This is a genomic window from Alkalibacterium sp. MB6, from assembly GCF_009935905.1.
Taxonomy (GTDB): domain Bacteria; phylum Bacillota; class Bacilli; order Lactobacillales; family Carnobacteriaceae_A; genus Alkalibacterium.
In genome coordinates this window covers 1-14,518 of sequence record NZ_PREX01000003.1, presented here as the reverse complement: position 1 = coordinate 14,518, position 14,518 = coordinate 1, and the positions used below count along the sequence as shown (strand labels likewise).

The window sequence follows — 14,518 nt, the reverse complement described above, 5'->3', positions numbered from 1 at the left end:
CCTCCTTGTGTTCATAGAAACGCTTAACGTATCAGTGATTCCCTAAGTATAGTATACTAGTCATAGCTTGTTTTTGCATAAAAAGCACATTATCAGCCAGCACATATTGAGGAGGAAAAAATGTTAACGTATACACTAGCTAATGGATTAGAGATTCCAGCAATTGGGTTTGGGATGTGGCAAAATACCAACGATGAAGAAGTTAAATCCAGCCTTAAACATGCCATCGACGCAGGTTACAGATTAATAGACGGAGCCGCTGCTTATCAAAATGAAGAGGCGATAGGTCAGGCTTTGAAGGAGCTTCCGATTTCTAGAGAAGAGTTGTTTTTAACAAGCAAACTGAGAAATGCCGCTCACGGTTATGAAAACGTTAAGCGAGAAGTAGCCGAGTCGTTAAACAAACTACAAACAGATTACCTTGATTTGTATTTAATTCACTGGCCAGTGGTAAAAGGACACGGCGATAATTGGCAAAAAGATAACTTAGGCACATGGAGAGCGATGGAAGAACTCTATGAAGAAGGCATCTTGAAAGCAATCGGAGTCAGTAACTTTTCCGTAGAACACTTGGAAAACTTAGTTAACCATGCCCGTATCAAACCAATGGTTAACCAGCTATTAATTCATCCGGGGGTCACTCAAACGGAAACACGTAATTACTGTAAAAAACACACTATCCTACTTCAGGCCTATTCACCACTCAAGCCTTTATCCGTTATAATGGAAGATGCCAAGATGAAGAGAATGAAAGAGAAGTACCAGAAGAGTGTCGCACAGATTTTGTTGCGTTTTAGTATAGATTTAGGCATTATTCCACTAACAAAATCTGTCCATGAAGAGCGGATTAAAGGAAATATCGATGTATTTGATTTTAAATTAGAGGAAGAGGATATGGACTACCTATTGGCGTGGAGTCATCCGGACTTCACTGAGCCTGATAATAAAAATGAACGTCCACCACAAGTCAGTTAGACTAGAACAATGTAAATTTTTTACAAGGAGAATACCTATGATAATCAGACAAATAGAAAAGAAAGATCTCGATGCATATTTAGACTTGCAGTCTTATGCTTTCCCAACAGATCCCACTGCCAGTTCAAGGAGAGAGCGAACAGAGCGAAACTGGGAACATCTTGTTGCTCTAGGTGCATTTACTGAACAAGGCGAGCTACAGTCTGCTATGGTTCTTAGAAAATACAACGTCTTTTTGCATGGTCAAAGTATTAAAATGGGTGGAATCGCCAACGTGGCCAGCTATCCCGAGGCTCGAGGAAAAGGAAATATCAGAGCATTATTCAAAGAAGCATTTAAAATAATGAAACAAGAAAACATGACACTGTCTTACCTAGCTCCTTTTTCTCATGTCTTTTACCGTCAATTCGGCTATGAACTAGTCTTTGAAATGAGAGAATACAGCATTGAAGACTTGTCTTTAGTGTATGATGCGGACTCCACTTTATCGGTTAAACGGGTAAATGGGGAAGAAGAACGCGAAATATTGGCAGAAGTCTATAAGAAAACCTATCAATCTAAAGTAGGTCCTGTTGACCGACATGAGTGGGTTTGGCAAGGGAAAGACTTTAAAAAAGAAGAACATTATGTAGCAATCTGTCGAAATGAAAAAGGCGAAGCAGAGGGTTATCTCTTGTATAGTTTTAGCTCGAAAAAAGGCAGAGTGTTTAATATGAACGAACTGGTTGCTATGACCGGACGAGCTGAAAAAGCCTTATGGTCCTTTGTTGGCAGTCACCGGGCTCAGTTTGATCGGTTTACATTTGAAACAGGCGGAGGAAATAACCTCTCTCATTTATTTAAAGAGCAATGGGCAGAGCAGAAATGGGTATCTGGAATGATGGCTAGAGTAGTTGATATGGAAAGATTCCTGAGTTATTACCCATTCCAACTAGAAGACAATCAGTCGATTATAATTAACGTTAACGATGAGACGATTGATTGGAATACGGCTCATTACACTATTAAAAAAGAGAATCGAAGCATTGACATCAAGAAGAATGGAGACGGTAAGTTCCCGGATGAAGACACCGTTTCTGCGGATATAAAAACGTGGAGTCAACTCTTTATGGGAGCTCGAACAGTGCCAGAACTCCATTTTCAGGAGAAGCTTAAAGGTAGCGAAGAAGCCATTCGAGCACTAGACAAAGTGATTATTAGACAGCAACCGGAACTGTACGATTTCTTTTAACATAAGTAAGAATTAGAAAGGATAATACGTTTGAACTATTAGGAAACATCGCGTGGTTTATTTTTGGAGGATTCATCTCTTTCCTCAGTTGGGGAGTTTTAGGTATATTGTGGTCTATAACGATTGTCGGTATTCCTGTAGGACAGCAATGTTTTAAGTTTGCCAAAGTCTCTGCAGCTCCTTTTGGAAAAGATATTGAATTTACCCGAAGAAGAGGGTCGCTATTACTTAATGTATTGTGGCTTATATTAGGGGGTGTGCCTTTAGCATTGGAAGAAGTAGGGGTCGGGATCGTTTTATGCTTGACCATTATCGGCATTCCTTTTGGACTCCAGCACTTTAAGTTGGCCGAGTTGGCCCTTAGACCATTTGGTGCACGCATCATTCGAGCATAATCAGTTAAAAAGAGTTCAACCTGTTATTGGGCTGAACTCTTTTGTATTATATAGATAATTCCTTATACCAATTAACAGCTTCTTGTAATTCAGTAGCTGACAATTGATGGCCGTGATGTTCCCAGTGCAACTTAACTTGAGCACCTGCATCATGTAATAGAGTGCTCAGTTCCTCAGACTCTTCCGGCGGGCAAATCGGGTCATTCGTCCCTGCACCGATAAAGACGGGTGTGTTAGTCAAATCAGGCAGTTCAATGTCTCTTAAAGGGACCATGGGATGATGAAGAATGGCAGCTTTTAAGGCATCCTTATAGTGGAAGAGCAAGCTTCCAGCAATATTCGCCCCATTTGAATAACCAATGGCAACGAGTTTTGAACGGTCAAAGCCATACTCTTTAGCTGCATCATCAAGGAAGTCGTACAATTCTTTTGTGCGTCTTTTTAAATCTTCAATATCAAAGACCCCTTCTTCTAGTCTTCTGAAATAACGTGGCATGCCATTTTCGCTGACATTTCCTCTCACACTCAATACGTTGGCATCAGGGTTCACTCGCTCAGCTAATGGCAATAAGTCATGTTCATTTCCGCCCGTTCCATGCAACAAGAGTAAAGTTGGTCCAGCTAAATCTGTTCCTTCTTTGAATAGGTGTTTGTGATTCATCTGAATCTCTCCTTTAGTTAGTTAAATTGATGGGAGGAAGGACTTGCTCTAATTCCTCACGACGACTTTCGTACTGCGGTGGTAGTTTCAATTCACTCCCCATTGTCTCATAGGATTCATCATGAGCAAAGCCAGGAGTATCGGTAGCAATTTCAAAAAGAATAGTTCCCGGTTCTTTAAAGTAAATCGCATCAAAATAATTTCTGTCTTTCACTTCAGTTACATTATGGCCTTTATAGCTGACAAGCGATTGCCATTCCAAGTGGTCTTGTTGATCATTCGCACGCCAAGCAATGTGGTGAACTATGCCCACTCCGATACGACCGTTTGGTACGGGTTCTGTGGGAACATCGATTATATTAGCTGTTTCACCGATAGCTTTTAAACGAACCAAACCGTTTTCTTCACCGATTTTTTCCAAGCCCATCGTCTCAGTCAGAGTTTGAATTGTTCCTTGTGGATTCAGTGAGTACAGTGTTGCTCCGCCAAAGCCCTTAATGGCAACATCAGGGGATAGACCTGAATTGGACCATGTATTAGGTTTGCCGGCTTCTCTTTCAACGAGTTCCAGTTTTAATCCGTGCACATCTTCAAACTGAAGATAGTCTTCTCCAAAACGCGTCGTCTCAGTCACGTGAATGCCTTTATCAGCTAAGTGATTTTTCCAAAAGTCGAAGCTATTTACTGGAACAGCGTAAGTGGTCACCCCAACTTGTCCACCGCCAATGCGACCTTGACGTGCATTTGCCCAAGGGAAGAAGGTAATAATCGTTCCTGGGTCTCCGCCCTCATTTCCAAAATACAAGTGATAAGTCTGCGGATCATCGAAGTTAACTGTTTTTTTGATTAAACGTAAGCCTAAGACATTACCATAAAATTCTGCGTTTTCTTGTGGATGACCAACAATTGAGGTGATGTGGTGAATACCTAATGTTCGTTTCATATTTATCTCTCCTTGACTTTATCTCGAATTCGAACTATATACAATTATTAGTATATAGGGCAACTGACTTATTGTCAACCATCCAACCCAACAGCTTTAAAACTGTTAAAAATCATGAAGAAAAGGGACTTATGCTATACTAAATGTGGAGATAAGTAGCATAGGTTTACCAGGTTCTGAGGAAGTCCACAGACGTAAACAAAGTGAAGTAGAAGAACTGATACAGGCATTGGAAAAATCGAAAGGAGACAATGATGAAAGTTTGGACAGTTAACGAACCCGGTTCAAGAGACAATTTATTAATGGAGGAACAGTCTAAGCCGATTCCTAAAGAAGGGGAACTTTTAATTGAGGTCAAAGCGGCAGGAGTCAATCGTACAGACATAATGACGCGCCAAAATACGTCGTTGACCGCACCTTATCCTATATTGGGAGTAGAAGTGAGTGGCATAGTGGTAGAGAATAATTCACCGGACGCCACATTGAAACCAGGAACGCGTGTGGCTGGGCTTGTTAACCGAGGGGGTTACGCAGAATATGTAATCATACCAGCTAATCGTGCAATTGTTTTGCCTGATTCATTAACAATGGAAGAAGGGGCTGCTATACCTGAAGTGTTCCTGACAGCTTATCAAACACTCTATTGGCTAGGTGAATTAAAAGAGAAGGAACGCGTTCTTATTCATGCAGCGGGAAGCGGAGTAGGGACAGCGGCCATTCAATTAGCTAAAACCTTGAGTCATGCTACTGTATTTGCGACGGCAGGCCAGGAAAAAAAGCTAGAGTTTGCAAGAGAACTCGGAGCAGACTATGTTATTAATTATAAAGAAAATTCTTTTGATGAAATCGTCTTGGATCAAACTAAAGATGAAGGTGTGGACGTTATACTGGATTTTGTTGGGGCATCTTATTGGAAGAAGAACTATGCGAGTGCTGCTTTCGATTCAAGGTGGGTGTTAATTGGGACGCTTGGTGGGACCCATGTAGAAAACGTGTCTTTAATTGATTTAATGGTTAAACGAATAGCGTTAAAAGGGACTCTATTGACCCCAAGAAGTGATGACTACAAAGCAAAATTAACTAAAGAATTTGAAAAACGAGCCATGCCATTATTTGAAAAAGGACAATTGAAACCTGTTATTCACTCTGTTGTTCCATTTAGTGAAGTGAATGAAGCTCACAGACAAATGGAAGACAACGAGAATATTGGAAAAATCATTATAAAAGTCGCTGATGACTAACAATAAACGGGGCTGGGAAAAAAGTCACCTTTTAGTAATAATTTATAAATCTGAGTAATTAAAAACACCTTCAAATCAAGGATCATTTTTCCTAGATTTGAAGGTGTCTTCTAATTCAGCTAGTTATTTCCCAGCCCCGTTTATCTATCTATTTACTTAATCTTGTGTCGTGTCGTTGTCATCAACCTCGTCGGTGTCTGATTGGTTATCTGTCTCGTTTTTTTTACCCCAACCAAACCCACCGGCTGCTCCCAAAGCTATACCTAAAGCAATGCCTAAGCCAAGGTTGTCCAAAAGTAAACCAAAGACCACGCCAAATCCCGCTGATTCAGAAGGTGAATGGTCTGTTTTCTTCTTCATTTATACCGTCTCCTCACTAATTAAAAGAACGTTTCAGATGCCTGAATGTATTCAATTAATTCAGTTTTACGTTTACTTAAAATCTGTTGAATACTGTATACTTCTGATTCCATTTGTTCTAAGTTAGAGATGTTTCGTTGAATAGTATCTTTCGTTCGGTAATCTGAAAATATGTTATCGAAGAATAAATCAAACACCCGGTGCATCTGTCCCAAATCTTCATATTGAATAGAAGCAGTCAGGTTAACATCTTTTAGTTCTTTACTATAACGCTCAATTAAGCCTTCTAAATAGGCAATATCTTGCTCAGCCTTATCAATTTTATTATACTTCATCATATCAATTAAAAAACTGTCAGAAAACAGGTCCCAAGTAGCCATAGAATCAGCAGAGTCTAATGTCTCTAAGACATGATCCAGTGCATTCAGTACACTTTGGCCTGCTGCTAAGGCCTCATCCACTTCTTCAATTTCTTGATTCCATTCCAATCGTTTCCGTTCTTCTTCGGCAATTTTTTGTCTAAACTGAGGGTCTTGAATGGTTAACTCGTCACGCAAATCCACTAGTTCATTTTGGAGTAAGTCAATGTCGTCACGTATGTCCAGTAAATCTTCTCTCGCTTTTAAAAACAAAGCGGTAGCAGTATCTAATGCTAGTTTAGCCTGAACTTGTTCTCGAAGTTCATTTTCCACTCTTTTTTCCTGAGTGCCTATCAGATTCCTCATAAAGGTTGATAAAGATTCAGATTGAATTCTCTCTACATCATCACTCTCTTTTTCAAATACATGTTCCGCCTGTTTATAGTCTTTTTCTTTTTGAATAAAATGCTCAACCGCACTCTTTTCCTTCTCTTTCAGGCGGTTCAGTTTAATCATTAAGCGTTCATAAGTATATATCATAACGTCCTCCCCTTAGTCTTTATAAAATTATATCATATAGACAAACGATATAATATATGTCTGAAGTAGGATGTTAAAGGTGGGCTATGCCATACCGTGTATAGGGTGGTATACTAAAACGAGATTATTGAAACATGAAGGGGACTAGTCTATGTTTTCCATTTTAATTGTAGAAGACGATCAAACGATTGCAGAATCATTAAAAGAAGAGTTGAGTAAATGGAATTACGCCGTGCATTTGATAAAGGATTTTAACCACGTAACAGAAGAATTTCTTGAGGTTAGACCACAGATGGTTTTGATGGATATTATGCTGCCAGCTTTCAACGGGTACTACTGGTGTCAGGAGATTCGCAAAGTATCTGAAGTCCCTATTATCTTTTTGACCTCAAAAACGGATGATATGGATATGATTATGGCCATTCAAATGGGGGCAGATGATTATATTCAAAAACCCTTCCGTTTATCGGTCGTCGTGGCTAAAATCCAAGCCTTGCTCAGACGAACCTATGATTTTAACGAACAAGATGATTTTTTAACGATGAATCAATTGATCTTAAAACCTATGGATTTGACTGTATCCTATAATGGAGAAACGGCTACTTTAACGAAGAATGAATGTAAAATAATGGAAGTGCTCTTTAAAGGTAAAGGAGAGTTCGTCTCTAAGGACCGAATCATGAAGGAACTATGGGAAGATGAGTCCTTTATTGATGGCAATACTTTGGCAGTAAACATCACTCGATTAAGAAAAAAACTGAGAGATATCGGAAAAGACGAGGCTATCGTGACAAAAAAAGGGGTCGGCTATGCGATTAATAAAGAATAAATGGGTTAAAGCCTTTACTAAAACGTTACTCCCACAATTCATCTTACTACTGAGTCTGTTGGGTATTTTTGCTCTACTCATTTGGCTAACCCGTGCGTCCTTTTACTTTTACGGTTACGCTGCTCAACTATCTATTTTTGTCTGGGTGGTAATGATAGTTATTCAATGGTCGATGTTCCGTAAAAGAGTGGCTGATATCGAAGAAATGGGTATGAAGCGGCAGTTCTCTCTTGAACAAGATCGTTACAAATCACTGGATGACGCTTACGAGTCGATTTATGAGCAGTTGGAAGAGGAATTTGAACGAGTTAAGGAAGAGACCAGATTAAAAGAAAAAGAGCAGATGGACTACTTTACTTTATGGCTCCATCAAATTAAGACACCTATCTCTGCGATGAGTTTACTCCTTCAAAGACAGAGTGATGACACGACAAACAAAAGGCAGTTAGAACAAGAACTGATTTACTTAAATGACTACACTCATTTGGCTTTAACCTATTTAAAACTAGAAGAGACGGGAAAAGAATTGGATTTAGAAAAGGTCCAATTAAATAAAGTGATCAAAGAGTTGCTAAAGAAATACTCCGTCTTATTTATTTATAGAGACAATACACTGAACTATGAGCCCATCGAAGAAAGTGTGTTAACGGACAGAAAATGGCTTCAGGTGTTACTTGAGCAAGTGCTCTCCAATAGTTTGAAGTACACAAAAGAAGGCCAGATTACTATTTATATGGAGGGAGCTGGCCGTTTAGTTATTGAAGATACGGGCAGCGGGATAAGAAAAGAAGATCTGCCAAAAATTTTCGAAAAAGGGTATACTGGATTAAACGGACGTTTACATGATAAATCAACAGGTTTAGGGTTGTTTTTATCACGAAAAATTTGCAAAAGGTTGAATCATACATTGACGATTGAGTCAGAAGTCGGGATAGGAACGAAGGCAATCATTGATTTCAACCATACCCCCTTGTCGTTTTTTGATTAAATCGTTTTTTATAAAGGAACCTTACAATAATGTAAGGTTCCTTTTACCCTTTGTAAGAATAGGTAAATGCTAGCTGGCTGTAAATGGGGTATTCTTATCTCAACAGTAAATCAATGCTGCTCATACAGGATAAATTATAGAAAAGGAATGATTCGATATGTCATTTATAGAAGTTAGCAATTTAAAGAAAGTGTACACGAGCCGTATAGGAACAAAAGGAACGGAAGCTTTACAACAAGTTGATTTCTCAGTTGAAAAGGGAGAATTCATTTCTATCATGGGGGAATCTGGATCGGGTAAAACAACATTGTTAAATCTATTATCCACATTAGACACGCCGACAGAGGGGGCAATTTACTTAGAAGGGAAGTCCCTTTCTGACATTAAAGACAAGCATGTTTCAAAATTTAGAAGAGAGCAATTAGGCTTTGTCTTTCAAGATTTTAACTTACTTGATAATTTCAACTTAAAAGATAATATTCTCTTGCCATTGGTTCTAGCCAAAACACCAGTAAAAGAAATGGAGGCGAGTGTGCTGCCATTAGCTAAGAGTCTAGGGATTGATGCGTTACTTGATAAATACCCTTATGAAGTATCGGGTGGGCAAAAACAACGTGTGGCAGTTGCTCGAGCATTAATCACTAAACCAAAACTTATTTTAGCTGATGAGCCGACCGGTGCATTGGATTCACGTTCTTCTCAAAACTTATTGGAAATCTTTAAAGATATTAACCGATTAGGTCAGACGATTATTATGGTGACCCATAGTGCTCGAGCCTCAAGCTACTCAAACAGAGTGCTATTTATACGAGACGGAAAAGTCTACCATGAGTTATACCGCGGTGAACAGACCGAAGAAGCGTTCATGGAAAAAATCACTCAATCAATCTTAGTCTCTTCAGGACGAGGTGAGTAACATGGGAAAATTGTTTTCAACCAAATTGGCTTGGAGAAATATCCAGTCAAATAAACAAGTTTACTTGCCATATACACTAGCTGCCACTATAACGGTCAGTATGTTCCAAATGATGATTTCATTGATTTTGAATGATTTTGTTCAAGATAGGTCATCAACGTTGGTCCAGTTATTCTCTATGGGAGCTATTGTGGTTGGTCTATTCTCTCTCATCTTTATCTTTTATACCAACAGCTTTCTAATGAAAAGACGTAAAAAAGAATTAGGTCTTTATAACATTCTCGGACTCGAAAAGAAACACATCCGTAAGGTGTTATTGCTAGAAAATCTTATGATTGGTGCCATCAGTATTGCGTTGGGTATCTTTCTTGGAAATATCTTAGGTCAGCTAAGCTTTTTATTCTTGAATTATTTGCTTCAGTTGCCTGTCGTGATGACCTATTCAGTCTCTTGGCTTGGAGCGGGAGTAACCGCCGCAGTCTTTATGGGTATTTTCCTGCTGACACTCATTTATAATACGGCTCAAGTTACTTTCTCAAACCCCATTACATTACTAAAAGGGGGCAAAGAAGGAGAAAAAGAACCGAAAAGCTCGCCTATTCTCTTTATACTTGGTTTAATTTCTCTTATCTCAGGGTACACCATCTCTATGACCATTGATAATCCTGTTCAAGCGATACTTCAATTTTTCCTAGCCGTTCTGTTAGTCATCATAGGAACTTATTTAATTTTTACGGCAGGATCCATTATTGTGTTGAAGCTATTAAAGAAAAACAAGGCGTTTTACTATCAACCAGGACCATTCATTTCAGTCTCCGGTATGCTTTACAGAATGAAACAACACGCTGTTGGATTAGCAAATATTACGATATTAGCCGTAATGGTTATTATCGCGATATCAACAACGGTTACTCTCTTTGTAGGAACGGAAGAAACTCTCGAAAATCGTTTCCCAGCTGAAAATACGAATTCACTTATGACCAACTATGGCTTATCTGGAAGTGAGGTAGAAGCCAGTATTCAAGAAATCACTGAACACATTGATGAATTGACTGTTGATTTCGGCCTGGAAGTTGAATCAATGGATTCATTTAGATTTGTTAATTTAATTGGTAAATTTGAAAATGATGCATTTAACACAGTCAGTCCTGAGGAGAGAGAGTTTATCCCGGATATGGTGCTACTCGTTCCACTAGATGATTATAATCGTATGGAACGTACATCTATCAACTTAGAAGATAATGAAGTACTGGTCTATGAGGCGGGTATTGAAGTGAACTCTGATCGTTTAGGCCTGGGAGATAATCTGTTTCTAGTGAATGAGTTAGAGGACCGTCCTTCAGTCGTAGGAGCAGAGGCAGATCTAAGTGATACATTGGTGGTCATTACACCTAGTGCTGAAGCCATTGATGAGATAACTGCGGCTTACAATACAGAAGAAGATCCCTATGTCATGTATTGGCAAGGAGGCATGTACTGGGAAACGACAGCGACAGAAGGTGACGTCATGAGTTACGGGAAGATGATGCAAGCAGCCATCGGAGATCATGGGGAAGAGGTAGGTGTCTTTTATGAATCCCGATCAGGTAATCGTGAAGAGTGGTACAGTTTAAATGGCGGCTTCTTATTCTTAGGCTTGTTTTTAGGAGGTCTGTTTACAGTAGGTGCTGCGTTAATCACTTACTTTAAACAAGTATCAGAAGGATTTGACGACCGTGAACGTATCCAAATTATGCAAAAAGTAGGATTGGATAAAGAGACCACTAAACGTGCGACACGTTCTCAAATTGTCTGGATGTTCACTTTGCCGATTGTCACTGCGGCTTTGCATACAGCGTTTGCCTATTCTATCTTACAGAAAATGCTCGTCTTATTTAGTATTAACAACCCACAACTGTTAATAACGGTAACGATCGCTGTGGTGGCGAGTTTCGCCTTTATCTACTGGATTATTTACCGTATTACCTCTAAAGTGTATTTAAAAATAGTGGAATAAATAAAAAGGAGAAAGCCAGCAATGGTTTTCTCCTTTTAATTAATGGTTAAAGTCATATTTTACAAAAGCTTTGCCATTTGCGTCTTCTATAGCTTGAAAACCCACTGCTTCATAAAATGCTTTGGTTTCTTCGGCATCATCTGTGATTAATACGATTTGCCTGATGTCTGAGTTATCTGCTATCAGTTGATTCATGAGCTCTCTACCAATCCCTAACCGTTGAAAATCAGGATGCACTAAGATGTCTTGAATGTACAAAATGGATGCACCGTCTCCGATCGAGCGAATAAGAGCAACCAATCGATCCTCTTTCCATGCACTCATATAATAATAAGACCCATCTAAGAGGCGAGCCATTTTCTCGGGATGATCCGTATAACCAGTCCATTTTACGCTGTCGTATAGTTCAGTTAATGTGTCGACAGGAATTGGGGTATTTGTTTTATAGGTAATCAAAAAAACCACTCCTTTTCATAAGGGTATTCTACCACAAGAGGCTAAGGTTTGGAGAACAGGTTTAAAATCGGTATAGTATAAGTAGACTGAAACATGGCGAAAGGGATGAAGAGAATGTCACAAGAGTTAAAACCTAAACTGGTTTACTATGCTGGAAATAAGCTGTTGGAAGGTCCTGTTTGGGATGACAAAGCTAATGTATTGTATTTTGTTTCGATTGCGGATAATATCATTTACCGATTCGATGAAGAGACCACTGAGATAGAGTCCTATCCAACGAACGGACCGGTCGGCGCAGCTGTTTTAAATGAGGACGGGCAGCTCATTTCAGCTGAAAAAGAAGGTATCTATTCAATTAATCCAGAGACAAAAGAGCGAACCTTTTTACTACAGGCAAATAAAGATGAACGCATGCGTTACAATGATGGGAAAATGGATCCAAAGGGACGGTTTCTTATCGGTACAATGGGGTACGAAGAAGTCATCGAAGGAGCAGCTAAATTATTTGTTGTAGAAGACGATGATGTTAAAGAAATTCTATCGGACATGTCTATCGCAAATGGTTTAGGTTGGTCGAAAGATGGTCAGACCTTTTATCATATTGATACCCCAACTAATAAAGTAAGAGCGTTTGATTATAACTTAGATACCGCTGAACTATCTAATGAACGAGTAGTTGTAGAAATCACAGACGGGGGATCGCCAGATGGTATGTGTGTGGATGTAGACGAAAACATTTGGGTTGCTGAATACGGAGGCAAACGCATATGCAAGTGGGATACAAAAACAGTTGAACAGTTGGTTGACATACCTATGCCAGTGTCCAACATTACATCGTGCTGCTTAGGCGGACCTGATAAGAATTACCTTTACATTACGACGGCACAGGAAGATGGAGAACCATTATCAGGTGGACTATTTAAAGTGAAAATAAGATAATTAAATCGAATGGAAAGTCTCTCATGATAAAATGGGAGACTTTTTTATGTGTAAGAGTTTAATTAATATGGACATCTAAAACTAAAATTGTTATACTTGTTATATAACAAACAAACGGCTGGAGTAAGAGGAGGGGTGTCCATGTTTATAGAAATTGAACCAACTAGCACGGAAGCTATTTATATCCAATTAATTAAGCAGATAAAAAAAGCCATCGTTAAAGGAGATATAAAAAGAGGCGAGATGCTCCCAAGTGTAAGAAGTTTAGCCGGAGACTTAGGGGTTAACATGCACACCATTAACAAGGCTTATAATCTGTTGGTGGATGAAGAGATTCTCTTAAAGAGCCAGCGAGGATACAAGATTAACACAACAGATAAGCAACCAAATGATTTGGAAGATCAACTAAAGGCAAAAATAGAAGAGCTGTTGGTAGATGTTTATATTCACGATGTGTCTGTTGAAAAAACAAAAGAATGGACACAACAAATTTCTAAAGAGTTGAAAAAGGAGTGGTAAAAGATGTGGTTATTTAGTGGGTTAATGTTTGTCATTTTTTTAGTCATGGGGATAGCCTCTGGTTTAACGCCATTGTTTAGTCGGCAGGCCACTCCTTTTGGTGTAGCGATTGCCGGTAAACATGAGTACCTTGAACAGTTGAAGAAACGATTTGCTTTGTGGAATATAACCATTAGTGGACTACTTGGTCTGCCTTTATTCGTGCTTCCTTTTATGGAAGACCCGGATAGAGTAGAGGTGTTATCAGCTGTTTATGTGACAGTTGGAATGGTTATTTTTTTACTATTTACATTCATCCTTTACTTGAATTATAGAAATAAAGTCTTAAAGTGGAAACAACAGTTGCCAAAAGCGGAACAGCAAAAAGCTAAAAGAGTCGTCGTCGATATGAACTACCACCAAAAAGTAAAAGCGAAGAGCCAGTTCACTTTCTTCATTTGGCAATTGGCTATTATTGTGATCCCTGTATTGATTGCCTTTGCTTTTTATGACCGAATTCCTGATCAAATTCCGATTCACTGGGATAGCCAATTTGAAGTGAACCGCTATATATCAAAAAGTGTATGGGGTGTGTTGGCCCTTCCTGGTATTCAACTCTTGATGATTCCTGTATTCAATTATAGTAATCATGCGATTGTAAAATCAAAGCAGCGTTTATCTCCACTAGACCCAGTGAAAGCAAGTGAGAAGAGTAGACGGTTTCGAGAAGCGTGGTCCAATTTTACCTTTGCGATAACTATAGCTACTCAGCTGTTAATTTCTATCTTATTTCTTTATTCCTTATTTAGCCAAGGAGAAAATACGTGGATACTAATAGCTACTATAGCTATTTACCTCGTTTTTTCTCTAGGTGGAACCTTATACCTGACTTTTAAATACGGTCAGGCAGGGGAAAAATTATTAGGCGAAGAGGAACAATACTACCAGGATCCAGATGAAGAAGTACAGTGGAAATGGGGAATGATTTATTACAATAAAGAAGACCCTTCAGTATTTGTAGAAAAGCGTTTTGGTATTGGCAGTACGCTAAATTTAGCTCGTTGGCAAGCGTGGTTAGTTGTATTAGGTATTCTATTATTTATTGTACTAACTCACTAGTGTTGCATTAAAAATTTAACTGTTTCATGATATAAAAAAGTCCTTTATAATGGGGTTGGATGACTTATCCAA

16 protein-coding genes are annotated in these 14,518 nt (G+C 38.9%); 11 read left to right on the top strand and 5 right to left on the bottom strand.

Going from position 1 to position 14,518, the window contains the following annotated elements:
• The first annotated feature begins 120 nt into the window (after positions 1–120).
• From C3945_RS01930 to C3945_RS01920, 3 genes are read left to right on the top strand one after another with little or no spacing between them, the layout of a single operon-like run.
• A complete protein-coding gene (locus C3945_RS01930) occupies positions 121–975 on the top strand; it encodes an aldo/keto reductase family protein (RefSeq protein ID WP_161878005.1) in 855 nt (284 codons plus the stop codon).
• 37 nt (positions 976–1,012) lie between these two features.
• Positions 1,013–2,206: a GNAT family N-acetyltransferase gene (locus C3945_RS01925; RefSeq protein ID WP_161878004.1), complete on the top strand. Its 1,194-nt coding sequence runs from the start codon at positions 1,013–1,015 to the stop codon at positions 2,204–2,206.
• Positions 2,207–2,217: 11 nt separating this feature from the next.
• On the top strand, positions 2,218–2,601 hold the full coding sequence (locus C3945_RS01920) for a YccF domain-containing protein (RefSeq protein WP_161878121.1): 384 nt from the start codon (positions 2,218–2,220) through the stop codon (positions 2,599–2,601).
• A gap of 46 nt (positions 2,602–2,647) precedes the next feature.
• Here the strand turns inward: C3945_RS01920 and C3945_RS01915 are convergent, their stop codons facing one another.
• Together C3945_RS01915 and C3945_RS01910 are read right to left on the bottom strand one after the other, a co-directional pair.
• Complete coding sequence (locus C3945_RS01915) at positions 2,648–3,262, bottom strand: alpha/beta hydrolase (protein WP_161878003.1); 615 nt, start codon at positions 3,260–3,262, stop codon at positions 2,648–2,650.
• A 13-nt stretch (positions 3,263–3,275) separates the two neighbouring features.
• A complete protein-coding gene (locus tag C3945_RS01910; RefSeq protein WP_161878002.1) occupies positions 3,276–4,205 on the bottom strand; it encodes a ring-cleaving dioxygenase in 930 nt (309 codons plus the stop codon).
• A 254-nt stretch (positions 4,206–4,459) separates the two neighbouring features.
• On the opposite strand from C3945_RS01910, the gene C3945_RS01905 reads away from it, so the two are divergent.
• Complete coding sequence (locus tag C3945_RS01905; protein ID WP_161878001.1) at positions 4,460–5,446, top strand: NAD(P)H-quinone oxidoreductase; 987 nt, start codon at positions 4,460–4,462, stop codon at positions 5,444–5,446.
• 156 nt (positions 5,447–5,602) lie between these two features.
• On the opposite strand, the gene C3945_RS01900 is transcribed toward C3945_RS01905, so the two are convergent.
• Both C3945_RS01900 and C3945_RS01895 read right to left on the bottom strand, forming a co-directional pair.
• Entirely contained in the window at positions 5,603–5,806 is a 204-nt protein-coding gene (locus C3945_RS01900) for a glycine zipper family protein (protein WP_161878000.1), read from the bottom strand.
• Positions 5,807–5,826: 20 nt separating this feature from the next.
• Complete coding sequence (locus C3945_RS01895) at positions 5,827–6,705, bottom strand: hypothetical protein (RefSeq protein ID WP_161877999.1); 879 nt, start codon at positions 6,703–6,705, stop codon at positions 5,827–5,829.
• Positions 6,706–6,856: 151 nt separating this feature from the next.
• On the opposite strand from C3945_RS01895, the gene C3945_RS01890 reads away from it, so the two are divergent.
• The 4 genes from C3945_RS01890 to C3945_RS01875 all read left to right on the top strand — a co-directional run bounded on the left by C3945_RS01890 (position 6,857) and on the right by C3945_RS01875 (position 11,434).
• A complete protein-coding gene (locus C3945_RS01890; RefSeq protein WP_161877998.1) occupies positions 6,857–7,534 on the top strand; it encodes a response regulator transcription factor in 678 nt (225 codons plus the stop codon).
• Complete coding sequence (locus tag C3945_RS01885; RefSeq protein WP_161877997.1) at positions 7,515–8,522, top strand: sensor histidine kinase; 1,008 nt, start codon at positions 7,515–7,517, stop codon at positions 8,520–8,522. The genes C3945_RS01890 and C3945_RS01885 overlap by 20 nt, the downstream gene beginning before the upstream one ends.
• Positions 8,523–8,679: 157 nt before the next feature.
• A complete protein-coding gene (locus C3945_RS01880) occupies positions 8,680–9,438 on the top strand; it encodes an ABC transporter ATP-binding protein (protein ID WP_161877996.1) in 759 nt (252 codons plus the stop codon).
• A 1-nt stretch (position 9,439) separates the two neighbouring features.
• On the top strand, positions 9,440–11,434 hold the full coding sequence (locus C3945_RS01875) for an FtsX-like permease family protein (RefSeq protein ID WP_161877995.1): 1,995 nt from the start codon (positions 9,440–9,442) through the stop codon (positions 11,432–11,434).
• 39 nt (positions 11,435–11,473) lie between these two features.
• Here the strand turns inward: C3945_RS01875 and C3945_RS01870 are convergent, their stop codons facing one another.
• Positions 11,474–11,890, bottom strand: a complete 417-nt coding sequence (locus C3945_RS01870) for a GNAT family N-acetyltransferase (RefSeq protein WP_237585446.1) — start codon at positions 11,888–11,890, stop codon at positions 11,474–11,476.
• 114 nt (positions 11,891–12,004) lie between these two features.
• On the opposite strand from C3945_RS01870, the gene C3945_RS01865 reads away from it, so the two are divergent.
• From C3945_RS01865 to C3945_RS01855, 3 genes are all read left to right on the top strand, one after another.
• A complete protein-coding gene (locus tag C3945_RS01865) occupies positions 12,005–12,829 on the top strand; it encodes an SMP-30/gluconolactonase/LRE family protein (RefSeq protein ID WP_161877994.1) in 825 nt (274 codons plus the stop codon).
• 141 nt (positions 12,830–12,970) lie between these two features.
• Positions 12,971–13,348, top strand: coding sequence for a GntR family transcriptional regulator (locus C3945_RS01860; RefSeq protein ID WP_161877993.1), 378 nt, complete (start codon positions 12,971–12,973; stop codon positions 13,346–13,348).
• 3 nt (positions 13,349–13,351) lie between these two features.
• On the top strand, positions 13,352–14,446 hold the full coding sequence (locus C3945_RS01855; RefSeq protein WP_161877992.1) for a DUF1648 domain-containing protein: 1,095 nt from the start codon (positions 13,352–13,354) through the stop codon (positions 14,444–14,446).
• The last annotated feature ends 72 nt before the right edge of the window (positions 14,447–14,518 follow it).